19 protein-coding genes are annotated in these 22,841 nt (G+C 59.0%); 11 read left to right on the top strand and 8 right to left on the bottom strand.

The window, feature by feature from the left end; genetic code table 11:
* Positions 1-251: 251 nt before the first annotated feature.
* A complete protein-coding gene (locus tag ACHPFG_RS11490; protein ID WP_431702506.1) occupies positions 252-860 on the bottom strand; it encodes a TetR/AcrR family transcriptional regulator in 609 nt (202 codons plus the stop codon).
* A 78-nt stretch (positions 861-938) separates the two neighbouring features.
* On the opposite strand from ACHPFG_RS11490, the gene ACHPFG_RS11485 reads away from it, so the two are divergent.
* Together ACHPFG_RS11485 and ACHPFG_RS11480 are read left to right on the top strand one after the other, a co-directional pair.
* Positions 939-1,823, top strand: a complete 885-nt coding sequence (locus ACHPFG_RS11485) for an NmrA family NAD(P)-binding protein (RefSeq protein ID WP_145337129.1) — start codon at positions 939-941, stop codon at positions 1,821-1,823.
* A 132-nt stretch (positions 1,824-1,955) separates the two neighbouring features.
* Complete coding sequence (locus ACHPFG_RS11480) at positions 1,956-2,273, top strand: ArsR/SmtB family transcription factor (protein ID WP_431702504.1); 318 nt, start codon at positions 1,956-1,958, stop codon at positions 2,271-2,273.
* A gap of 111 nt (positions 2,274-2,384) precedes the next feature.
* Here ACHPFG_RS11480 and ACHPFG_RS11475 read toward each other — a convergent pair whose 3' ends face one another.
* The 4 genes from ACHPFG_RS11475 to ACHPFG_RS11460 all read right to left on the bottom strand — a co-directional run bounded on the left by ACHPFG_RS11475 (position 2,385) and on the right by ACHPFG_RS11460 (position 8,659).
* A complete protein-coding gene (locus tag ACHPFG_RS11475; protein ID WP_431702502.1) occupies positions 2,385-2,954 on the bottom strand; it encodes a TetR family transcriptional regulator in 570 nt (189 codons plus the stop codon).
* 115 nt (positions 2,955-3,069) lie between these two features.
* Positions 3,070-4,362: a beta-ketoacyl-ACP synthase II gene (fabF, locus tag ACHPFG_RS11470; protein ID WP_431702500.1), complete on the bottom strand. Its 1,293-nt coding sequence runs from the start codon at positions 4,360-4,362 to the stop codon at positions 3,070-3,072.
* A 101-nt stretch (positions 4,363-4,463) separates the two neighbouring features.
* On the bottom strand, positions 4,464-7,553 hold the full coding sequence (locus ACHPFG_RS11465; RefSeq protein ID WP_431702498.1) for an efflux RND transporter permease subunit: 3,090 nt from the start codon (positions 7,551-7,553) through the stop codon (positions 4,464-4,466).
* Entirely contained in the window at positions 7,550-8,659 is a 1,110-nt protein-coding gene (locus ACHPFG_RS11460; protein ID WP_431702496.1) for an efflux RND transporter periplasmic adaptor subunit, read from the bottom strand. The genes ACHPFG_RS11465 and ACHPFG_RS11460 overlap by 4 nt, the downstream gene beginning before the upstream one ends.
* Positions 8,660-8,959: 300 nt before the next feature.
* Here ACHPFG_RS11460 and ACHPFG_RS11455 point away from each other — a divergent pair, with 300 nt between their 5' ends.
* Both ACHPFG_RS11455 and ACHPFG_RS11450 read left to right on the top strand, forming a co-directional pair.
* Complete coding sequence (locus tag ACHPFG_RS11455; protein ID WP_431702494.1) at positions 8,960-10,417, top strand: efflux transporter outer membrane subunit; 1,458 nt, start codon at positions 8,960-8,962, stop codon at positions 10,415-10,417.
* 39 nt (positions 10,418-10,456) lie between these two features.
* Positions 10,457-11,242, top strand: a complete 786-nt coding sequence (locus tag ACHPFG_RS11450; RefSeq protein WP_431702492.1) for an SDR family NAD(P)-dependent oxidoreductase — start codon at positions 10,457-10,459, stop codon at positions 11,240-11,242.
* A gap of 71 nt (positions 11,243-11,313) precedes the next feature.
* On the opposite strand, the gene ACHPFG_RS11445 is transcribed toward ACHPFG_RS11450, so the two are convergent.
* The 3 genes from ACHPFG_RS11445 to ACHPFG_RS11435 form a co-directional block, all read right to left on the bottom strand.
* Positions 11,314-12,585: an OmpP1/FadL family transporter gene (locus ACHPFG_RS11445; protein ID WP_431702489.1), complete on the bottom strand. Its 1,272-nt coding sequence runs from the start codon at positions 12,583-12,585 to the stop codon at positions 11,314-11,316.
* 387 nt (positions 12,586-12,972) lie between these two features.
* On the bottom strand, positions 12,973-13,593 hold the full coding sequence (locus ACHPFG_RS11440) for a TetR/AcrR family transcriptional regulator (protein WP_431702487.1): 621 nt from the start codon (positions 13,591-13,593) through the stop codon (positions 12,973-12,975).
* A 99-nt stretch (positions 13,594-13,692) separates the two neighbouring features.
* Positions 13,693-14,610 carry a LysR substrate-binding domain-containing protein gene (locus ACHPFG_RS11435; RefSeq protein ID WP_145337127.1) on the bottom strand — a complete coding sequence of 306 codons (918 nt, stop codon included), beginning with the start codon at positions 14,608-14,610 and terminating at the stop codon, positions 13,693-13,695.
* A 186-nt stretch (positions 14,611-14,796) separates the two neighbouring features.
* On the opposite strand from ACHPFG_RS11435, the gene ACHPFG_RS11430 reads away from it, so the two are divergent.
* From ACHPFG_RS11430 to ACHPFG_RS11400, 7 genes are all read left to right on the top strand, one after another.
* Positions 14,797-16,317, top strand: a complete 1,521-nt coding sequence (locus ACHPFG_RS11430) for an ABC transporter substrate-binding protein (RefSeq protein ID WP_431702485.1) — start codon at positions 14,797-14,799, stop codon at positions 16,315-16,317.
* Between the two features lie 81 nt (positions 16,318-16,398).
* Entirely contained in the window at positions 16,399-17,316 is a 918-nt protein-coding gene (locus ACHPFG_RS11425; protein WP_131698875.1) for an ABC transporter permease, read from the top strand.
* A 9-nt stretch (positions 17,317-17,325) separates the two neighbouring features.
* Positions 17,326-18,228, top strand: a complete 903-nt coding sequence (locus ACHPFG_RS11420; RefSeq protein WP_431702483.1) for an ABC transporter permease — start codon at positions 17,326-17,328, stop codon at positions 18,226-18,228.
* A gap of 32 nt (positions 18,229-18,260) precedes the next feature.
* The gene (locus ACHPFG_RS11415) at positions 18,261-19,277 is read left to right on the top strand and encodes an ABC transporter ATP-binding protein (RefSeq protein WP_131698877.1); all 1,017 of its coding nucleotides are present in this window, start codon (positions 18,261-18,263) and stop codon (positions 19,275-19,277) included.
* Positions 19,274-20,263, top strand: coding sequence for an ABC transporter ATP-binding protein (locus ACHPFG_RS11410; RefSeq protein ID WP_131698878.1), 990 nt, complete (start codon positions 19,274-19,276; stop codon positions 20,261-20,263). The genes ACHPFG_RS11415 and ACHPFG_RS11410 overlap by 4 nt, the downstream gene beginning before the upstream one ends.
* Positions 20,260-21,684, top strand: a complete 1,425-nt coding sequence (locus ACHPFG_RS11405; RefSeq protein WP_131698879.1) for a M20 family metallopeptidase — start codon at positions 20,260-20,262, stop codon at positions 21,682-21,684. Before ACHPFG_RS11410 ends, ACHPFG_RS11405 begins: the two co-directional genes overlap by 4 nt.
* Positions 21,681-22,835 (top strand): M20 family metallopeptidase, encoded by a 1,155-nt coding sequence (locus tag ACHPFG_RS11400; protein WP_184746498.1) that lies wholly within the window; start codon positions 21,681-21,683, stop codon positions 22,833-22,835. Before ACHPFG_RS11405 ends, ACHPFG_RS11400 begins: the two co-directional genes overlap by 4 nt.
* Positions 22,836-22,841 lie beyond the last annotated feature (6 nt).

Raw genomic sequence — 22,841 nt, 5'->3', positions numbered from 1 at the left:
CAATTGCTCAAGAGTGAGCTCACCACTCAGTTCAGACGGTGCGTGAACCCAGCAAAGCGAGTTGAGTGTAAGCGACGCCGTACGGGCTTAAGTGTTACGTGCGGCTTCGACCGGCCGCACCGCTCTGGTTGAACCTTGGAAAATCCATGGTGAGCACCCTTGCTAGCAAAACAAATTTGCTCATACTCTGCGTAGGCAGGCGCATCAGCTCGGCCGCTCGCTTACCGTAGAACGATCCTGCAAATACTCACTCATATCGTCTCAGTACCCGAACTATCTTTACTTTTAGGCCATGCCGACATCGCGACATCAATGAGGGCGCCAAGTGTCTGATTAGTCGCTCCGACTGAAGGCAGGTTTACCACAGCCTGCAGTATTCCGAAGTAATACCAAGCCAGTAGATCCAAATCGACATGCTGCCCTATCTCACCCTCCAACTGACCGTGAGTCAAAATGTCCACAAAAATCTGTCGCTGCTGACAAGCCGCAAAATTCGCGGTTTTCTTTCCTGTGGCAGTGAGGTCTTCTTGCTCAGCGTTACTGCGAGATATCAGGCAACCAGGCGGACGCTCCACGCCAAATGCCTTCGGAAGAAACTCTCGTAGCAGTGCTTCTACGCTTGCCTTGGAGGTCTGTGCTCGGGTCGATCTCATTCGCGTTAATACACGGTCGGTATATAGCTGAAGAGACTCGTTGAAGAGCCCATCCTTATCATGAAACCGCTGGTACAGACTTGATCGAGACAACCCCGTTGCTTCGGTCAGATCGCTGACCGATGCATTGGCGTACCCATGCCGCCAGAAAACAGCCGTCGCCGCCTTCAGGACAGCACTTTCGTCATATTGCGGTTTGCCGCTCATAAATCCTCCGTTGACAACATGGAACGATCAGACCAGGATATCTGGACTGATCGTTCCACCATATAGGAAGATTTTATCATGCTCAATCAATCGACTAATCGGACGCAACCACTGAGCATCGCCGTAGCCGGCGCGACGGGCCGCGTAGGCAGGCGATTGATCAGTCAGTTAGCGCAAGACCCGGTCACCCTGCTGGCGCTCACACGGCACACATCATCCACGACCTTTCCACAAGGGGTGGTCTCTGCCGAATTGGAGTTTGATCAGCCGTCAACGCTCAGAAAAGCACTTGTCGGTGTCGAGAAACTGTTCATTGCTCACGGCACTTCACCCCAACAAGTCGCTAACGAGATAGCCCTCATTGACGCTGCCGTAGAAATGGGCGTGCAGCACATCGTAAAGCTTTCGGTTATGGGGCCATCGACCCCTCTCAATCCATTTGCTTGGCATTCATTGATAGAAGCACACCTGGGTCAACAACCTATCGCGTCTACCGTATTGAGACCTACAACGTTCATGGACGTGCTCAAGCGTGCTGGCAACGCTGTTGCCACGGGCACTTGGGCAGGCGCCGCAGGCAATGGACGTGTGAACCTGATAGACACTCGAGATGTAGCGGACTCGGCGCGCATAGCACTACTGGAGGAAGTAGCAGAAGGCTCACAACGTGCGTATCACCTGACAGGGCCGCGAAACTGGACAATGCCGCAAGTTGCCGAGGAATTGTCCAGCCTGTTAGGCCACACAGTCACCTATACCCATCGGTCTCCAGTCGCACAGCATTCAGCGTTAGTTGCCGATGGACTCTCCCCGTTTGTAGCCGAGATTCTCGTGGGGCTTGATCGCATCTTCCATGATTCCGTACTGACAGAACGAACCTTTACTGTTGAAGACCTCACAGGTACCCCACCGCGTTCGCTGTCCGTCTGGCTCCGTGAAAATCTTGAGGCCTTCAAGAAATAGGCATTAACGACCATTAGAACTCGAGCATTGCTCCATCTCGCAAGCCCCCTATTATTTAATAGGGCAACCGTAGTTGAAGTGCTGATGTAGCAGAGGCACACCTTTTAAATCTTAAGCTGTAGGTTGCTGTTCATGAGAGCATTCAAACATCCCGAAGCCAAGGAGCTCATTCTTGAGCGTGTTCTCTATGCGTTAAGCGACCCTGTGCGCATGGAAATTATTCGCCACCTTGCTGACGTGAGTGAAGCGACCTGTGGAGAGTTGGATGGAGGCCGACCTAAATCAAGCGCTTCTCACCACTTCAGAGTTCTACGTGATGCGGGGTTGATGCGCACGCGCAGCGTCGGTGCAACCCACATGAACGCTCTTCGTAAGGATGAGCTTGAAATACGCTTTCCAGGGTTGCTTGACTCCATACTCAGTCATTTCACTTCGCCAGGCTGCACGTGAGCTGCAAAGGTGACGGAACAGAGCTGGCGTAGGCCGCGTTGAGAGTGACAGTCAGGGCCTGGAACACCTCATGAAGCTGAATCTGGATGCGGCCTCTCCTCCTTCCCCCAATCAGCCTAACTGGTCCAGCAAAGACATCTCGATCTCCCGCACCCAGGGCTCAGAACCGCAGGTTCGAAACAGGAGAGCAGTCCCCAGCATTGCAGCGAAGTGGACCAAAACGTGCGCTTTTGTCCTCTCAGCGCCGGACTCCTGGGCAACATTGAGCAAGGTTTGACGCAGTACGTCCAACCCCTCTCGATATGATTGCGAAAACAACGTCTCCTGACAGTTGCCCATCGTGCTATGACTGAAGGCAACGATTACCTCCGACCCCTTTTCAGCGCAAGAGAGGTACTGACTGATCAAGTATCGATAGGGGTTTTCAGCGGTTTGTCGAGCGTGCGCGACGTGTTCCTCCCACGAACTGCGCGCACGACTTAACGTGAGATCGCAGACCTCAGCTGCGAGCATTTCCTTCGAACTGAAGTACTTATAGAAGCCTCCATGTGTCAGGCCGATCTCCGTCATGATCCTGGAAATGCTCACTTCGTTGACACCCAATTCAGAAAACAGCTCCGTTGCCGCTTCCAGAATCAGAGCACGCGTGGCCTCTGCCTTACTGCCTTTATGGCGGCTCATCTGCTGCCTCCTGGACGCTGACACGCTTGATTGAGGGTGCCGTTACACCGGCCAGCGAAGTGTCCTGTCGTGAGAGAGAAAATAGGTCGCCACCGACGTAATGTGAGCATCCCCCCTAAAACTCAGGTACCCAGCGACGGAACAGCACACTCGCGTTCACACCACCAAATCCGAATCCATTCGAGAGCGCATGCGTAATCGACAACTGCCGAGCGTTGAGCGCGACCAGATCAAGGCCGTCGGCCGCCTCATCGGGCTGATTGAGATTCAGCGTGGGTGGCACCACTTGGTCGCGAAGCGCCAGTACCGTGAACACGGCCTCAATGCCTCCGGCCGCGCCAAGCAGATGCCCGGTGGCGGACTTCGTCGAACTGATCGCGACGCTGGAATCACTCCCGAAAACCGCGCGAATCGCTGCCAGCTCGCCTTTGTCACCGACCTGTGTGGAGGTTGCATGCGCGTTGATGTGCTGAACGTCGGCGGGACTCACTGCCGCCTGGCGCAGCGCTTGTTCCATGGCGCGGCGTGCGCCGCTGCCGTCCTCCGGACCTGCCGTCAGGTGATAAGCATCAGCACTGGTGCCATAGCCGACCAACTCCGCCAGTGGCTGGGCCCCACGCGCCAGGGCGTGCTCAAGCGACTCGATCACCAATAAACCGGCACCTTCGGACATGACGAAGCCGTCGCGATCACGATCAAAGGGACGCGAGGCTGTCTGTGGATGCTCGGCAAAACCAGTGGATAGGGCGCGTGCCGCCGCAAAACAACCCAGGGTTACACGATCTATCGCGGCTTCGGTCCCCCCACAGATGGCGATATCCGCCTCGCCACTCCTGATGATTCTGGCCGCGTCGCCGATGGCTTGTACCCCAGCAGCGCAGGCCGTGACCGGCGCGCCGAGCGGCCCTTTGAAACCGTGACGAATCGAGACGTGTCCCGCCGCCATGTTGGCGAGAAAAGACGGCGCAGTGAACGGCGACAACCGGCGAGGACCACGCGCATCGGTGGTGCGCACCGCATCGGCAATCGCGCCGAATCCGCCCACGCCGGAAGCGATCAGCGTCGCAGTTCGCTCCTGGTCCGCAACATCAGTCGGATGCCAGCCGGCCTGCTCCAGCGCTTCATGGGCCGCTACCAGTGCGAACTCGATGAAACGATCCATCTTCTTGCGATCCTTGGCAGAGATGATGCGGTCCGGATCATAACCAGCGACAGCATCCTCCTCCAGGGTCGGCACCTGACCGCCTACGGCAACCCCCGTACCCTCTGCGATATCGCGGGACAGGTTGCGGATGCCAGAGCAGCCGGCCAGCAGCCTGCGCCAGACTTCTTCTACGCCGCAACCCAAGGGGCCGACGATTCCAACACCTGTAACTACAATTCGCTTTTGCCCGTTGGTATTAACCATTTGAATCCTCCTCATTTTTCAGTCTGCACCTACAAAAGCAGCAGCTTTGACGGGTTGACCGACGAGAGGACACCAGCGCCCTCCCCTCGAGCCCCCCTTGCTCAGGTAGGTTGCGCTGCTTGAGCTGTGCTCGCGTTATCAGGGCGGATTTTGAACCAGATGGCGTACATCGCCGGCAGGAACACCAACGTCATGATGGTGCCGACCAAAGTACCGCCGATCAGTGTGTAGGCCAGCGTGCCCCAAAAAACAGAATGGGTCAGCGGGATGAATGCCAGGATGGCCGCCATCGCCGTCAGCAGGACCGGACGGGCTCTCTGTACCGTGGCTTCGATGACGGCGTGAAAGGGATCCAGGCCGTCCTGGGCGTTGTGATGGATCTGCCCGATCAGAATCAGCGTGTTGCGCATCAGGATGCCCGACAGCGCGATCAACCCAACCAGGGCGTTGATACCAAACGGTTGATGAAACATCAGCAGCGTCGGCACCACGCCAATCAGTCCCAGCGGTGCAGTGAAAAACACCATGATCATTGCCGAGATCGAGCGCACTTGGACAATGATGATCAGCAGCGTCAGCGCAATCATGATCGGAACCAACGGCACTATCGCCTGGCCCGCCTTGCCCGACTCCTCGATTGCACCCGCTTGCTCAATCCGATAGCCGTCGGGGAGCGTGTCGATAATCGGCTGCAGTTGCTTGACGATCACACTCGATACATCAGGTGGCTGAAGGCCGTCGTCAATATCGCCACGCACGGTGATCGTCGGCGTACGGTCACGGCGCCTGAGGATCGGATCCTCCATACGCACGTCCACCTCTCCGACCTGGGACAGCGGGATCCGCTGACCCGCCGCGCCCACCAATGTAAACCCTTCAATCCGAGCAGGGTCCAGACGTATATCGCCTGCGGCACGACCAACCACTTGCACTGAACGAATGTCTTCACGAACCGACGTAATCGGCACGCCAGTCAGCAAGAATTGCAACTGCTGGGCGACTGCGCTGGAGGTCAGTCCAACCGCCTGCAAGCGATCCTGATCCAGGCTGAAATGCAGGGTCGGCGCCAGAGGGCCCCAGTCGCTGTTGACCGTCCTCATCAACGGACTCGCTTGCATGACCGCTTGTACGCGGCTCGCAATCTCGCGCAGCTTCGTCGGGTCAGGCCCCATTACCCTGTAGGCGACGGGGAAAGGTGAATACGGACCAAACACAATTTGGGACGCCCTGACACGGGCCTCTGGGGCGAGCCCTGCAGCGACCGCCTCGCGGAAACGAACCTTGAGGGTTTCACGTGCCTCCTGGCTGGCCGTCAGCACCACGATCTTGGCGAACGACGGATCCGGCAGTTCTGGTGCCATCGCCAGGAAGAAACGCGGCGCGCCCTGCCCGATATAGGCCGTGACGATTTTTGCCTCTTCCTGCTTTTGCAGCCAGGCCTCGACCTTTGCCGCAGTGGCACTGGTCTGCTCGATGGAGGTTCCGTAGGGCATTTGCACCTCGACCATCACCTCGGGACGGTCTGACGTCGGGAAGAACTGCTTCTTCACCAGGCCCATGCCCAGAACGGCTACGAAAAACAGCGTGATAACCGTGCCAGCCACCAGCCACTTGAGTTCGATGATCCGTGTCAGTACCCGACGGAAGCGGTTGTAACGGGGGGTGTTGTAGATAGCCGCATGCCCACCCTCTACCTGCTTGATGTCTGGCAGCAACTTCACGCCCAGGTAAGGGGTGAAAGCCACTGCGACAACCCAGGAAGCGATTAGAGCAATGCCCACGATCCAGAACATGTTGCTGGTGTACTCGCCGGCAGTGGACTGGGCAAAACCGTTGGGCATGAAGCCAACCGCCGTTACCAATGTACCAGCGAGCATCGGCGCGGCCGTATGACTCCAGGCATACGCGGAGGCTTTGATCCGGTCGTAGCCCTCCTCCATTTTCACTACCATCATTTCGATAGCAATGATGGCGTCATCTACCAGCAACCCGAGCGCCAGGATCAATGACCCGAGGGTAATACGGTCAAAGTTCTTTCCGGTGGCCGCCATCACCACAAACACGATCGCCAGTGTCAATGGCACGGCAGCTGCGACCACGACGCCCACACGCCAGCCCATGCTGAGAAAGCAAACGAGCATCACGACGAGCAGCGCGACAAAAAACTTGACCATGAACTCGCCAACGGCCGAGTCGATGTTGACGGCTTGATCGGTCACCTTGGTCAGCGTCATGCCCAGTGGCATGCGCTCATTGATCTTGGTCGTCTCGGCGTCCAGCGCCTTGCCCAGATCCAGGCCGTTCCAGCCTTCGCGCATGATGACCCCCAGCAGCAGGGCCTCTTCTCCGTTACTGCGCACCAGAAAGGTTGCCGGGTCTTCATAACCACGTTCGACAGTGGCCACATCAGAAAGCTTGAGCGTGCGCCCCTGAACTACAATCGGCGTGTCACGGATCTTCTGCAGCTTATCGAAGGCGCCGTCCAGGCGGAGGAAGACTTGCGGCCCATTTGTTTCGATCGAACCGGCGGGCGTGAGCACGTTCTGATTATTCAGCGCGGCAAAGATGTCCTGAGGCGCAATGCCCAGGGTGGCCAATCGATCATGGGAGAACGAAACAAATATTCGCTCGGCTTGCTCACCGATGATGTTGACCTTCTTCACGCCCGGCACATGCAACAGTTGCTGGCGCAACGACTCAGCATCACGCACCAGCAGCCGCTGCGGCTCGCCTTTGGCTTTGAGGGCGAACAGCGCAAACGTCACGTCCGAATACTCGTCGTTGACCAGAGGCCCGATCACACCCGCCGGTAGCTTGGCGGCTTCGTCGTCGAGCTTTTTGCGTGCCTGATAAAACTCCTCCTGCACCTGCGAAGGCGGTGTGCTGTCAAGCAACGACACCATTGTGAATGCGAGGCCTGGACGCGTGTAGGTTTCCGAGCGGTCGTACCACTTCAATTCCTGCAGACGCTTTTCAAGTGGCTCTGCCACCTGGTCCTGCATTTCCTGCGCAGTAGCCCCCGGCCAGGCAGTAATGACCGTCAACTGCTTGACCGTAAACGGCGGATCCTCCGCACGCCCCAGTTTGAAGAACGCCAGAGTGCCTGCAACCGCGATCAGAAAGATCAGAAACACCGTAATGGATCGCTCACGAACGGCGATCGCAGAAATATTAAAGCGTCCCTCGCTCATGGATGACTCCCAGCAACATTGGTTTCATCCTGCCGGGGCACTCTCACCTCCTCACCATCGCGCAGCAGATGGGCGCCTAACGCGACGATCTGCTCACCGACCTTGAGATCGCCCGCCACGCGCGCGGCATCATCGCTCAACCCCAGCACCTGAACAGGACGCCAGGTCACCTTTGCCGGCGAGCCTGCGATCACCCACACACCTGCGCCTTTGCCTGGGTCATAAAGGGCCGCGATGGGGACTTGCAGCACTTGCCCTTGCGCGGCGCCTTCTGCGATCCGCAGCGTGACCGTCGAACCTATCGGTGCATTGGCCAGCGCGCCCTCAAGCACATACCGCGCCTCAAACGTGCGCGTCACTTGGTCGGCAGAGTCAGAAAGCAGTCTGAGCTTCGCTGTAACAGCCCCCGCGGTACTGCCGTAAAGCGTCGCTTGCGCGGTGGAGCCTGCTGCAGGACGCAACGTCTCGGGCAGATGCACGATGGCTTCGCGCTGGCCTGCACGCGCCAGTCGAACCACGGGCTGCCCCGGGCTGACGACTTGCCCGGGCTCTGCGAGTGTTTCCACCACGACACCGTCGGAATCCGCAAATAACACCGCGTAACCGGAAGCATTGCGGGCGACATCTGCCTGGGCTTCTGCGGCGCTAAGCTGCGCCTTTGCGGTATCCGCTGCGGCTTTGATCTGGTCGTAGGCCGATGCAGAAACAGCCCCTGCGGCGACGAGGTCGCGATATCGCGCCTCGTCATCGGCTGTCTGCTTGGCTCGGGCCCTGGCGGCTGTGACCGACTCTTGCTGTGCTCGCGCCTGCAACCCCAGGTCGATGGGGTCAAGGCGCATAAGCGGCTGACCGCGTTTAACGCTCTGGCCGGTATCGACCAACCGCTCAAGGATCTTGCCGGAGACCCGAAAACCGAGATCGCCCTGCACACGGGCCGCCACTACGCCCGTGAATGAACGTGACGTCTCTGAGGAACCCTCAACCGTTCCGGGCCTTACCAGAGGAGCCTGCGTGCGCGGATCGTCAATGTTGGATGAGTCACCACACGCCGTCAGGACGAGAGGCAACAAGCAGGCGGCAATGGGGATGGGTCGGAGCCGGAGCATAGGTTCCCTTATTGAATAGAAAGAACAGGGATCATATATTCAGACTGGTGACCATTATTGTCAACGGTCACATTCGAGATTTCAAACGACGCAGAAGGATGCACTACCCCGCTACGCGACCGCTCATGCCCCCCTTGCAACAAGACTGGGTTGAAGCAGGTCTGCATATTCCGAAGGAGCACATGACGGGGACGAGCGATATTTTCCAGTCATATCTGAATTTAGCCCAGAGGCCTCAATTGACAGAGAGTGACCATAAAGTAATATAGTCACCAATAATATTCGATTCAAGGAATCTCAATGCTCTCCCTCCGCCCCGCTGCTTTTTTGATAAGCGCCAGCTTGATGACAGGCTGTGCGGTCGGCCCGGACTATCGCCGCCCGGACGCCCCGCTCCCGGACCGTTACTTGGGCCAGTCTTCTGTCGAGCAGAGACCAGGGGCGACGCCTGCCAGCCTCGTCATCTGGTGGGAGGGCTTCGGTGATCCACTGCTCGCCGACTTCGTCGCCAAGGCGCTTGAACAGAACCTCGATCTGGCGCAGGCCCAGGCGCGAGTCATGCAGGCGCGGGCAGGACTAGGCGCCGCCAATGCCGCTTTGTTGCCCTCAGGAAACATCAGCGGCCAGGCCGCACGCGCCTACCAATCAATCGAGACGCCACTCGGCCAGGTGCTGAACTCAACCCCTGGCTATGATCGGTATGGAAGTTCCTACGAGGCCGACCTCAATGCCAGCTGGGAAGTGGATGTCTTTGGCGGCCTGCGACGCGGACGCGAGGCTGCACTGGCCGAGTACCAAGCTTCCGAGGCAGGCGCTGCGGCCACACGATTGGCCATCGCCGCACAGACTGCGGATATCTACATCACTGTCCGCGGGCTGCAGGCTCGGCTGGACATCGCGAATCGACAAGTCAAAACGCAGCAGGGGCTGCTGGAGAAAGTCCAATTGCTCTACAACAAGGGGCTTGCCGCCAGCTATGAGGTTCGTCAGACCGAGGGGGCTTTAGCACAGGTCCAAGCCACAGTACCGGTCCTGCAGACCGGTCTGGATGCGGCCATGAATTCACTCGACGTAATGCTCGGCACGCCACCCGGTACTCATCGCACGCAACTTGCCATGGTCGCAAGCATTCCGGCAGCGCCGCAGTTAAAGGCTATGGGAACGCCAGCCGACTTACTGCGCCGCAGGCCTGATCTCATTGTGGCCGAGCGCCGCCTTGCCGCCTCAAACGCACGCATCGGGGAGGCGATTGCCGAGTACTACCCGACGTTCTCTCTGAGCGCATTACTGGGGAGCGCGACAGCTGTATCGGCAGGCAATCTTTTTACCGGCGGCGCCAGTCAATCGTCGGGCGTACTGGGACTGCGCTGGAGACTCTTCGACTTCGGTCGCATCAACGCCCAAATCGACCAAGCCAAGGGACAGGAAGCCGAATCCCTGGCCGCTTACCGTCAGTCTGTGCTGCGCGCCACCGAGGATGTCGAGAACGCGCTCTCCTCACTGGTGAATCGGGACGCCCAAGCGACCACCCTTATTGGGGGCGAGACGTCTCTGACTCAAGCGCGCCAATCGTCGTTCACTGCTTATGAAAAAGGCACAGCCAGCTTGATTGACGTCCTGCACGCTGACGAGACCCTGCTTCAGGCTTCCGATGCTCGGGCGCAGGCACAAACCGAATCGGCACGCGCGGCAGTCGCCGCGTTCAGGGCGCTGGGCGGCGGCTGGCAGCCCTCGGATAGCCAACTGACGAGCCGATGACACGGGCGGTTTTCGAGATTCAAACAAGGGGTATGCAAGATGACAGTGAGAGAAAATTCATGGGTGCTGATTACTGGAGCGTCCAGCGGATTCGGCAAGGAATTTGCCCGACAGTACGCCGCAAAAGGGAAATCGCTGATTCTGGTGGCCCGCAGGCTGAACGAGCTTGAAGCACTCGCGCACGAATTGCGTAGTCGTTTCGACGTCGAAGTGATGGTGCAGCAAGCAGATCTTTCATCAATAAATGTGATTATCGATCTGCATCGGCGCCTGCATGACAGCAATACGGTGGTCGATGTCCTGATCAACAATGCGGGTTACGGCTTGCAGGGAGCATTCCTGGATGAGCCCCTCGAAAGCTCCCTGGCGATGATCGACCTGGACGTCGCCAGCCTGACCGCCATCACTCGTCTGTTTGCAGAGGACATGCGGGCCAGGCGCAAGGGGCATATCTTGATGACGGCCAGCCTGCTGTCCTACCAAGGCGTGAAGAATTTTGCGGTTTACTCTGCCGCCAAGGCTTACGTACTCAGATTCTGCGACGCACTGCATCGTGAACTCAAACAAGACGGTGTGGTGGTCACAGCGCTTTGTCCAGGGATGTCGGATACCGGGTTTGCAGCAAGTGCCAAACAAAAGATAACACCGGTCTTGAAGAGGGTCATGATGCAACCTGAGCCTGTCGTTCGAGCAGGGATACAAGCGTTGCACGCGGGCCGTATGAGCGTCGTGCCGGGCTTTGGCAACAAGGCTATTGCGGTCTTGACCTGGGCCACCCCCCGTCGACTTCATCAGGGCCTGATGTCGCGCGTAATGGGTGTTTGAGCGGACCAGGCAATGCCCCCGACGACGGATACCTAATTCAATAGGTATCCGCTCTCAGGCCCCGCAGTGAGTCAGAATCGATAACTGACAGAAGTCCCCAAACCACTCGCGCTATTTTTATACTTCGAGCTGTAGGCGCCTCTTGAGGCGGATACGTCATTGACCTGTACGCTTTCCTCCCATAGGTAGGAATACGCCACATCGATCGTGACATTCTCTGCCGGCGTCCACCCTGCCCCGACACTGATGACTTTCCGGTCACCGGTAGGGATTCGCGGCCCACGGTTGACGTTGTTGGCGGGGGACTGGTCAACCGAGAAGCCGGCGCGAAGAACCCACTGATTGTTCAGCTTATACGCCGTGCCGATAGCGTGCGCCCACGTGTCGTGCCAATTCTGCTCCTCGGTAATGCGACTCAGTGTTCCGCTCAACGCCGCAGGCAAACCACTGTTTTCGAACACCAACTCCTTGAAGCGACTCCAGCGCGTCCACGTACTCCCCAGGTAGAGAGTCCAGTCACTGTTGAGTTGATGAGTCACGGAAAAATCGACTGATTCCGGGGTATCCACATCCAAAGAAGCGTCATAGCTCGTACCGCTTACACCCAGCACACTGAAGATGCCGTCGGTGAGCTTGGTCTTGGCATCCAACTGGTAGCTGACCTTGGAGTGATAGGTCAGACCCAACCGAGTTCGATCTGTCGCCTGCACTAGAATACCCGCGTTAAACCCAAGCGCCGTGTCATCGCCGGTGCTTTTGAGTTTTCCGTCATTGCGGCCCGGGCTGAGTGGATTGACGACCATCCCGGAAAGCTCACCACTGATACGGTTGATGGTCGGTCCGAAACCGATCGAGACCTTGTCGTTGAACGCATAGCTGATGGTGGGCTGAAACGTAAGGGTCGTGACCTCACTTTTGTTGGCGTAGTAGCGGCCGGCGAACCCACTGCCATAATCGGTCATTAGCCCAAACGGCACATAGAAACCCACACCGAACGCCCAGTGCTCATCGATGGGTTTGACGTAATACCCCATGGGCACTGTCGTGGTCGGCACCATGTCCCCGTCCTCCTGCCCCCCGAATGTGCTGCGCGTCTGGCTTATATTGGCCTTTGCGAAAAGCGTTGCCGCCCCGACGCTGGCCTGCTCTTTTTTCAAGCGAGACATACCGGCCGGATTACCAAAGACGGTACTCGCATCTTCTGCAGATGAAGAACGGCCGGCAAATCCGGAGCCCATCCCACTGATGCTTTGTTCATTGAGAGCGAAACCGCTCGCGAACAGTTGAGTCGACGAGAGGGCCACAGCAAGGCCAAGCGGGGTCCTGCGCAGTATTTTTTTCATTATTAGGACTCGATAGGTCATCGGAATAAAGCGGTAGAGAGAGTCACGCTTGAGTACGGGCTACCGGGAGGGGCCGCTGCGCAGATTTACGAAGACCGTGCGCGCCATGACGATCCCTCCAGGATAGGTGCACCATATTTATTCATGTGACCATTTATGTCAACGGTCACAAATTTGGCACATGAACATGCATCTCTACGCGGCAAATGCTGCGCGGATAATCCACTCAGTTACGTAGTGAGGTTTGATGTATGGCTGTGAATGTGGGGATCAGGCCCCGCATTGGAGTTAATACCGTGCCCCGGAAATGGTGTCCACCAGGAAAGGTGTTCACCACCATCTCAGCGTTGATATCAGAGCAAAATGATGGAGATGATCAGCGCAGGCTCATGGCATCAAGCTACGCAGAATGAGATTGGAGGTGAGGACCGGAGCCAGCTCGACGAAGTCAAGGTTGTATTGCAAAAGCAACGGATTGACGAAAGGGCGAAGCGCGAGGTGGATCGCATCGACCGTTTCGTCCAACGGTGTTTTGCGTTCGAACTCACCGAGTTCTCGCCCTTCGCGCACGATCTGCAACACGAACTGCCTGACCTGTGCATCATAGAGCTGGGTACTGGGCCAGCTCTCAGACGCTGCAAATGCGGCGATGTCATAGAGTTTTCGGTCACTGAAGAACAAATCCACGCCTGTAGCGATCAGCGTTTTCACCAAGCGTCGAAAACGTTCGGTCGGCGAGATGCCCTCGACATTAATGGCCTGTTCTACTGCCGCGATGATTTCCGCCAGGCAATTGCCACAGATAGCCTCACCAATCGCCTGCTTGGAATCAAAGAACTTGTAGATGTACGCCTTGGAAAACCCGATTGCTTTGGCCAGGTCGGAAACCGTAGTTTTGCTATAGCCGTATTGACTGAAGTGCTGATTGGCCGCCGCGACGATCTGGTTTCGGATCTCATGATCGGCTGGGCCACGGATGCTGGGGGAAGCTATTGATGTCTTGTTCATACGGCTAGCTTACGCATCCGAAAAGCGCTTGACAACGGATGACCGTTTTATACCTTCGTCACTAACTCGCAATGAGAAACAGCGAGCAGCCACCTCTTTTCAACGACGCTTCGCCTTCGTCAGCTCAGCGATCAGAAAATCCCTGAACGCAGAAACCGCCGCCGGTAGATTGCGCCCAGCCATGCTTTGCAGCTCGATGCGCCTTGCCTGCATGCCTTCATCAAGGATCGGCAAGCATTGCAACTGCTTGTCCGCCACCTGTTGGTGCAAGGTCATTTCGCTGGCCAGGCTGATGCCTCCCTCTTCACGGACGAAACTGTAGAGCGCGGCAACGTAATTGGTGGTCAATACCGGATCGAACAACAACCCCTGTACGCCGCAACAGATGTCGAACAGTTGCCGTATCGTAGTGTCAGCCTTGGGTAACGCAATGGGCCAGGGTTGCAACTCAGCGAGATTGACAGATTCACGCCCGGCCAAGGGATGAGCATTGGAGACCACGGCAAAAATCGCCCCGCTCAGGATATGTTCGACCTTGATTTCCTTTTGCGGCGTCAGGCTGAACGTCATCGCCAGATCGGCTTCACCGGAGCGAACCTTCTCGGTCGCTTCAGCGGGCGCACAGACCTCCAGCGTGAAATGAATACCCTGGTACTCACGCCGGAACGCGCTGATGCTCCTGGGCATGTATTCCAGGGCAAATCCTTCCGAGCAGGCAACATGCACATGGCCGCGTTGCAAGCCATGCAACTCGGTAATTTCCAGCACCACCTGCTCGGCCTCAAGTTGCGACTTACGCGCATAAGCCGCCAGTCGTGCCCCCGCCTCGCTGAGCACCATGCCGCGGGCACGACGCTCAAACAGGCTGGCATCCAGGGCCAGCTCAAGCTTGGAAATTTGTCGACTCACCGCTGATGCCGCCACATTCAGCCGCATTGAGGCCTCACTGATCGATCCGCATCGCGCGACTTCAAGAAAATAGCGCAGTGCCGTGGACTGCACGCCATACAGCTGCATCGGAGCCCCCATGGATTGCCTTTTCGGCAAAGGAAGTATCGAAATATTGTGCTTGTGGCATTGATAGCCCTTCCCTACATTCGTGTCCAGACCAAAAAAAACAGTGCCCGACCTTTTCCTCCTCCTTTACGCATTTGCGATTCGCTGCCCTTTGATTCAACCACTCTCGCCAACGGAGACGACGGCATGGGCATCAAAGGTTTCGCCTGCAGTATTGCGCTGATGGGCCTTATCAGCAGCTTTCCGGCGCATGCCGGCAAAGCCAACGACACCCTGGTTTACGCTTCCGACAGCGAGCCTGAAAACATCAGCCCCTATCACAACGATTTACGCGAAGGCGTGATTCTCGGCCGGCTGATCTGGGACAACCTGATCTACCGCGACCCCAAAAGCGGCGAATACAAACCCATGCTGGCCACCAGCTGGAAGCAGGTCGACGACACCACCATCGACTTTGAGCTGCGCAAAGGCGTCAAATTTCACAACGGCGACGCCTTCACCGCCGACGACGTGGTCTTCACCCTCAACTACGTGGTGTCGCCCGAAGCGAAAGTCGTTACCGTGCAAAACGTAGACTGGATCAAGGGCGCCGAAAAAACCGGTGACTACAGCGTCCGCCTATATTTGAAGAAGCCTTTCCCGCCGGCGCTGGAATACCTGTCCAACGCCGTTCCGATGTTCCCCAAGCAGTACTTCGAGAAGGTCGGCCTGGCCGAATTCAGTCGCAAGCCAATTGGGACCGGGCCGTATAAAGCCGTGTCGGTGGTGGCGGGCGAAGGCGTGAGCATGGAGATCAACAAGGACTACTTCCCGGACAGCCCACAAGGCAAGCCCCATATCAGCCACCTCAAGTTCCGCGTGATCCCGGACGCAGAAACCCGCCTGGCCGAGTTGATGACCGAGGGTGTCGACTGGACCTGGCGTGTGACCTCGGATCAGGCGGTCGACCTCAAGGGTATGCCGAACCTGACCGTGACCAGTGGCGAAACCATGCGCATCGGTTTCCTGATTCTTGATGCACGCGGCACCTCCACTGAAAACTCACCGATGAAGAACCTCAAGGTGCGCCAGGCCATCAACCATGCGATCAACCGCAATGCGCTGGCCACGCAATTGGTGGGTGGCGAAGCCAAGCCCTTGCAGGTTGCCTGTTATCCGGGCCAGTTCGGTTGCGATACCACGGCGGCCACGGTCTACAACTATGACCCCGCCAAGGCCAAGGCGCTGCTCGCCGAAGCCGGTTACCCAAATGGCTTCGAGACAGAAATCTTCGCTTATCGCGACCGTGATTACGTCGAAGCCATCATCGGCAACCTGCGCGCAGTGGGCATCAACGCCAAGCTGCGCTACTTGAAGTACGCCGCCCTGCGCGATCAGCAACGTGGCGGCAAGGTGCCCATGTCGTTTCAGGCCTGGGGCTCGTTCTCGATCCTCGACACCTCGGCGTCGGCCGGCACCTGGTTCAAGGGCAATCCGGACGACAACATCAAGGACCCACAAGTCCAGGGCTGGTTGCAGACCGCCGACAATGCCCTCGACCCGCAAGTGCGCAAGGACAACTACCGCAAGGCCTTGCAGCGCATCAGCGAACAGGCCTACTGGGCGCCGCTGTTCAACTACTCGATGAACTACGCCTACACCTCCGAACTTGCGTTCACGCCGTACCCGGATGAGCTGCCGCGTTTCGTCGAGTCCACGTGGAAGTAATACGTAACCGGGCGCACGGACTCTCGTGCGTTACGGATACATCCTCACACTTGTCATCCATTGGATATGAGGAAACTTGCCATGCTTGGATTCCTTCTGCGCCGCCTGGGCATCGCTGTTTGCGTTGCCATTACCGTGTCGGTGATCAGCTTTTCTCTTTTGCATCTGTCCGGCGACCTCGCCACTGCCATTGGCGGGCCGGAAGCCACCAGCGAACAGATCGAACAGATCCGCGTGCAGTACGGTTTGAACAAACCGCTGCCGACCCAGTACTTCAACTGGCTGGGCGATTTGCTGCGGCTGGACCTGGGCAACTCGTTTTTCTTTCAGGAATCGGTCTACAACCTCGTCGCCAGCCGCTTGCCGATTACCCTGGGGCTGGGTGCCATGGCGCTGGGGATCGCCTTGCTGGTGGCCATTCCACTGGGCGTATTGGCTGCGGTCAAACGCGACACCTGGATTGACCGGCTGGCCTTGAGCATCGCGGTGCTGGGTCAGGCGATGCCTAGTTTCTGGTTTGCGCTGATGTTGATCGTGGTGTTCGCGGTGACGCTCAAGTGGCTGCCGGTGTCCGGCAACTCGACCCTGCTGCACTTCGTCATGCCGGCCATTGCCCTGGGCTACTACGCGACGCCGGCAATCATGCGCCTGACCCGCGCCGGCATGCTTGATGTGCTCAGTTCCGATTACATCCGCACCGCCCGCGCCAAGGGCCTGCGCCCTGCCCGCGTGTTGTTCAAGCATGCACTACGCAACGCCCTGATTCCGGTCGTCGCGCTGGCGGCGGTGGAGTTCGGCTTCATGCTCGGCGGCTCGGTGGTGATCGAAACCGTGTTCTCCCTGCAGGGCATCGGGCAACTTGCCTGGGACGCTATCGCCCGTGACGACTTTCCGGTGGTACAGGCTGTGGTCCTGCTGATTGCAGTGATCTACATCATCCTCACGTTGCTGGCCGATGTGCTCAACGCACTGCTCGACCCGCGCATTCGTGTGCGCTAGGAGGACTACATGAGCATCCCCACTACCCTCACGATCAATGACTACCTGCCACCACCGAGCAGCCTGAGCCGAGTACTTGGCAAGAGCTTGCGTCATCGTGGTTTCGCCATCGGCGCGGTGTTGTTGCTGATCATCTTCGCGGGTGCACTGTTCGCGCCGTGGCTGGCACCTTACGACCCTTATGCGCAAGACGTGATGCTGCGCATGAAACCACCGGTATGGATGGCCAACGGCACCTGGGAATACGTGCTCGGCACCGACAAGCTGGGCCGTGACTACCTGTCGAGGCTGCTCTACGGCGCACGTATTTCGCTGTTCATCGGCATTGCAGCGGCGCTGATTTCCGGCTTTATCGGCACGGTCATGGGGCTGTTGGCAGGTTACTACGGCGGCAAGGTCGACGGGTTTATCAGCTACCTGATAACTACCCGACTGGCGATGCCGGTCGTAATGGTCGCGCTGGCCTCGGCCTCGCTGATGGGCGGCTCATTGAAGGTGGTGATCGTGCTGCTCGGCTGCCTGTTATGGGATCGCTTCGCGGTGGTGGTCAGGGCCTCGGTGCAACAGATTCGCGATGCTGAATATGTCGCGTCGGCCCAGGCGCTCGGCTGCTCGACACTGCGCATCCTGGTGAGTGAAATCCTGCCCAATCTGGTCGGCGCACTGATCGTCGTCGCGACGCTGGAGATGGCCCACGCGATCCTGCTGGAGTCGGCCCTCTCATTCCTCGGGGTGGGCGTACAACCGCCAACGCCGTCCTGGGGTTTGATGATCGCGGAAGGCAAGCCCTACATGTTTTTTTCCCCGTGGGTCATCGCCATTCCCGGCGTCGCCCTGATGATTCTGGTGTTGGGCATCAACCTCGTCGGCGATGGCCTGCGCGACCTGATTCTGCCCGACGGCCGTAACTGATAGACCGCCGTAACTGATAGAGGGCACCGAACATGGCACTACTCCATGTGGAAAACCTGCGCGTGGACATCCCCATGGGCAACAGCCCGACGCCGGATGACACGCTGCATGCCGTACGCGGTCTGAATTTTGAAGTCGAGCGCGGTGAAATGCTGTGCATCGTCGGGGAGTCCGGCTGCGGCAAATCCCTGACTTCGCTGGCGTTGATGGACCTGTTGCCACGCAAGGCCAAACGCACCGCATCCCGGCTGACGCTGGACGGCATCGACATGCTCGGCCAGAGCGAGCGGCGCATGTGCGACCTGCGCGGCAACCGCCTGGCGATGATCTTCCAGGAGCCGATGACCTCGCTGAACCCGGCCTACAGCATTGGCGATCAACTCAGCGAAGTACTGACTCAGCATCGCAAGGTCTCACGCAAGGAGGCCCTGGCGCGCGCCGCGCAGATGCTGGAGAAGGTCGGGATCAGCAACGCCACCGAGCGCTTGCGTCAGTATCCGCATCAGCTTTCCGGCGGGCTGCGCCAGCGGGTGATCATCGCCATGGCGTTGATGTGCGAACCGGACCTGATCATCGCTGATGAGCCCACCACGGCGCTGGACGTGACCATTCAAGCGCAGATCCTGCGCTTGATCCGCGACATTCAGAAAGAACTCGGCCTGGCGGTGATTTTCATCACCCACGACCTTGGACTGGTGGCACGGATCGCCGACCGGGTCGCCGTGATGTATGCCGGGGAAATTGTCGAAACCGCCCCTGCCCTGCAACTGTTCGAGAACCCGCAGCATCCGTACACCCGGGGTCTGCTGGCGAGTATTCCAATCCCTGGCCGGACCAAACCGGGTGAGGCGCTGGGTTCGATTCCAGGCCTAGTGCCGAGTCTGGTCGGCGAACAGCAAGGGTGTGCATTCCGCAATCGTTGCGGCCAGGCGATCCCGGCCTGCGCGCAAAACATCCCCGAAGTCGAACAGGACGGGCACATGGCGCGCTGCCTGCTCGCCGCCCCGGCCCCGGCACCGATTCGCCTTCAGGAGCGTGCAAGGTCATGAAAAAAGACATCGCTTTGGAGCTGTGTGACATCCGCCGCGAGTTTCGGATCAACACCGGCTTTTTCAAACCCGCCGCCACCCTGAAGGCCGTGGATGGTGTTTCCCTGCGCCTGATGCGTGGCGAGACCCTCGGACTGGTGGGCGAGTCCGGTTGCGGCAAAAGTACCCTGGCCAAGATGCTGCTCGGTCTGTTGCCGCCCACCAGCGGCGATGTGCTGGTCAATGGCAAACACCTGGCGGCGACTGATCGCAAGGAAATGTCCCGGCGTATTCAGCCGATTTTCCAGGACCCGTATTCATCGCTGAATCCACGCAAGACCCTGCGCGAAATCGTTACCCTGCCGCTGATCGTGCATGGCATCGGCAGCACCGCCGAGCGCCGCAGGAAGACCGAGGCGATGCTTGATGTCGTCGGCCTGCCCAAGCGGGTGATCGACAGCTACCCGAGCCAGCTGTCCGGCGGGCAACGCCAGCGGGTCGCGATTGCCCGAGCGCTGATCATGCGCCCTGACGTGTTGATCTGTGACGAGCCCACCTCAGCGCTGGATGTGTCGGTGCAGGCGCAGATCCTCAATCTGCTGCAGGACCTCAAGCGCGAATTCGGCCTGACCTATCTGCTGATCAGCCATAACCTGGCGGTCATCGAACACCTCGCCGACCGGGTCGCCGTGATGTACCTGGGGCGCATCGTCGAAGAACGCACGCGCGAATCGTTGTTCGCTCAACCCGGCCACCCTTATACCCGCGCCTTGCTGGATTCGGTGCTCACGCCCGATCCGCGCCTGGGCATTCCCGACATCGGTCTGCATGGCACCTTCCCCAACCCTATGTCACCGCCGTCCGGTTGCGCCTTCCATCCGCGCTGCCCGAGCTGCTTCGCTCCCTGCAAAACGGCCTACCCGGCCAACGGTCCGCTTATCGGCGGCAACGTGCGTTGCCACCTTCACGACACTTCTGCCCAAACACTGGAGCTTGTCCACTCATGAGTCGTTCACTGGCTATCAGCAACACCACAGCGCAATTCGACAACGGCGAATTCTTCAATCTGCTCCAACGCAGCGTCGCCTTGCACACCGAAAGCCAGGCAGCGGACAGCCAGCCCGAGCTGTATCGCTACCTCAATGAGTTCATCACCCCGCATGTCGAGGCGATGGGTTTCAGCGTCAAGATCCATGACAACCCGGTGGCAGAACGCGGCCCCTTCATGATCGCCACGCGCATTGAACACCCGGACCTGCCGACCGTGCTCAGCTACGGCCACGGTGATGTGGTGCGCGGCTATGAGGCGCAATGGCGCGAAGGGCTGTCGCCGTGGCAAGTCATTGCCGAAGGCGATCGCTGGTACGGCCGCGGCACGGCGGATAACAAAGGCCAGCACCTGATCAACCTGACCGCCCTGGAACAAACGCTCAAGGCGCGCGATGGCAAGCTGGGTTTCAACGTCAAGCTGCTGCTGGAAATGGGCGAAGAAGAAGGCTCGCCGGGCTTGAATGCATTCTGTGCCGCGCACAGCAAAGAACTTGCGGCGGATATTTTCATCGCCTCGGACGGCCCGCGCCTGGCGGCATCACGCCCGACGATTTTTCTCGGCTCACGCGGGGTGTTCAACTTCGAGCTGGTGGTCAATTTGCGTGAAGGCGCTCATCACTCCGGTAACTGGGGCGGGTTGCTGGCCAATCCCGGCATCATCCTGGCCAATGCCATCGCGAGCATGGTCGATGAACACGGTCGGGTGAAAGTTGCAGGCCTGATGCCCGAGACACTGCCGGAGCCGGTTCGACAGGCACTGGCCGATATTGCCGTTGGTGGCGGACCGGGCGATCCGGACATCGACGCCAACTGGGGTAACCCGACGCTTTCGCTGAGCGAAAAGGTGTTCGGCTGGAACACCCTCGACGTCATCGCCTTCAAGACCGGCAACCCAGACGCCCCGGTGCATGCGATTCCCGGCAAGGCTAACGCCCACTGCCATATCCGCTTCGTGGTCGACAGCGACTACACGACCTTTATCCCGGCGGTACGTACCCACCTGGATGCGCATGGCTTCAGCAATGTCGAGGTCAAGCAAAGCCGCATTGATGTGATGCATGCCACTCGGCTGGATCCGCAGAGCCCTTGGGTCGATTGGGCGCTCAGTTCCCTGGCACAGACCACCGGCAAAAAACCTGCGCTGCTGCCAAACCTCGGTGGCTCGCTGCCCAACGACGTGTTCGCGGACGTGCTCGGTTTGCCAACATTGTGGGTGCCGCACTCGTACCCGGCGTGCTCGCAACATGCGCCGAACGAGCACTTGCTGGCACCGGTGGTCAAGGAAAGCCTGCAAATCATGGCCGGGCTGTTCTGGGACCTGGGCAACGACGCGGCACGCCTGACGCGGGAACATCAGTTACGGGAGCAGGCGCAATGAGCGCCACGCCACAACAGGCCCTGGACTGGCTTGCTGACCAGCGCGAAGCCATGGAGGCGCTGCTGCAGCGTATCGTCGACACCGACTCCAACAGCTATGACAAGGCGGGCGTCGACGCTGTGGGCGCGCTGCTCGCGGCTGAACTGCAAGCCGACGGCATCCTGCTCAAGCGCATGCCGGTCGAGGGTTTTGGTGACGTGCTGCTCGCCGAAGTGCCAGGCGATTCTGGAAAACCGGTGCTGTTGCTGGGCCATCGCGACACGGTGTTCCCCAAAGGCACCACCACGACTCGCGGCTACAGCCGCGACGCCAACCTCGCCTATGGCCCTGGTGTCGCCGACATGAAAGGCGGCCTGGTGCTCAATTGCTTCGCCCTCATGGCCCTCAAGCGCGCCGGCCGGTTGCCCTATCCGGTGCAGGTCCTGTACACCGGCGACGAAGAAATCGGCTCCGGCAGCGCCAGGCCCCATATCGAAAACGCCGCCCGTGCCGCCCGCGCCGTGCTCAATACCGAACCCGGCCGGGCCAGCGGCAACGTGGTCAGCGCACGCAAAGGCGGGGCCACGCTGATCATCGAAGTCAGCGGCCGCGCGGCGCATGCCGGGGTCAACCACGCCGACGGGGCCAGCGCCATCGAGGCCCTGGCCCGCAAGATCGTCAAGCTGCATGCCTTGACCGATTACCCGGCAGGCATCACCACTAACGTTGGGCTGATATCCGGCGGTACGTCGAGCAATACCGTCGCGCCCAGCGCCTGCGCGCGGCTGGACGTGCGCTTCATCGAACTCAAGCACTGGGATCGGATCTTCAGCGCAATCCAGGCCATCGTCGCCGAAGAAGAAGTGATCGGCACCCGCGCCGTCCTCAAGGAAGCGACGACCTTTCTACCGATGGAAGCACGCCACAGCGAACGACTGCTGCACCTCTACCAACAAAAAGCACTGGCGCTGGGCTTCAGCGTCGAAGGCGAATTCACCGGTGGTTGCGCCGACTCCGGCTTCACCGCCAGCTTGGGCGTGCCAACCCTGTGCGGGCTCGGTCCGGTGGGCGGCAAGGTCCACACTGAGCGTGAATACCTGGAACTGGACACCCTGGTGCCTCGCGCCCTGGCCCTGGTGGCGACCATTCTGGCGGTCGGCGACAGCGTTTGAGGTCAT

It is taken from the genome of Pseudomonas sp. BR20, from assembly GCF_050780135.1.
In the GTDB taxonomy this organism is placed as follows: domain Bacteria; phylum Pseudomonadota; class Gammaproteobacteria; order Pseudomonadales; family Pseudomonadaceae; genus Aquipseudomonas.
This window is presented reverse-complemented; position numbering and strand designations above follow the sequence as displayed.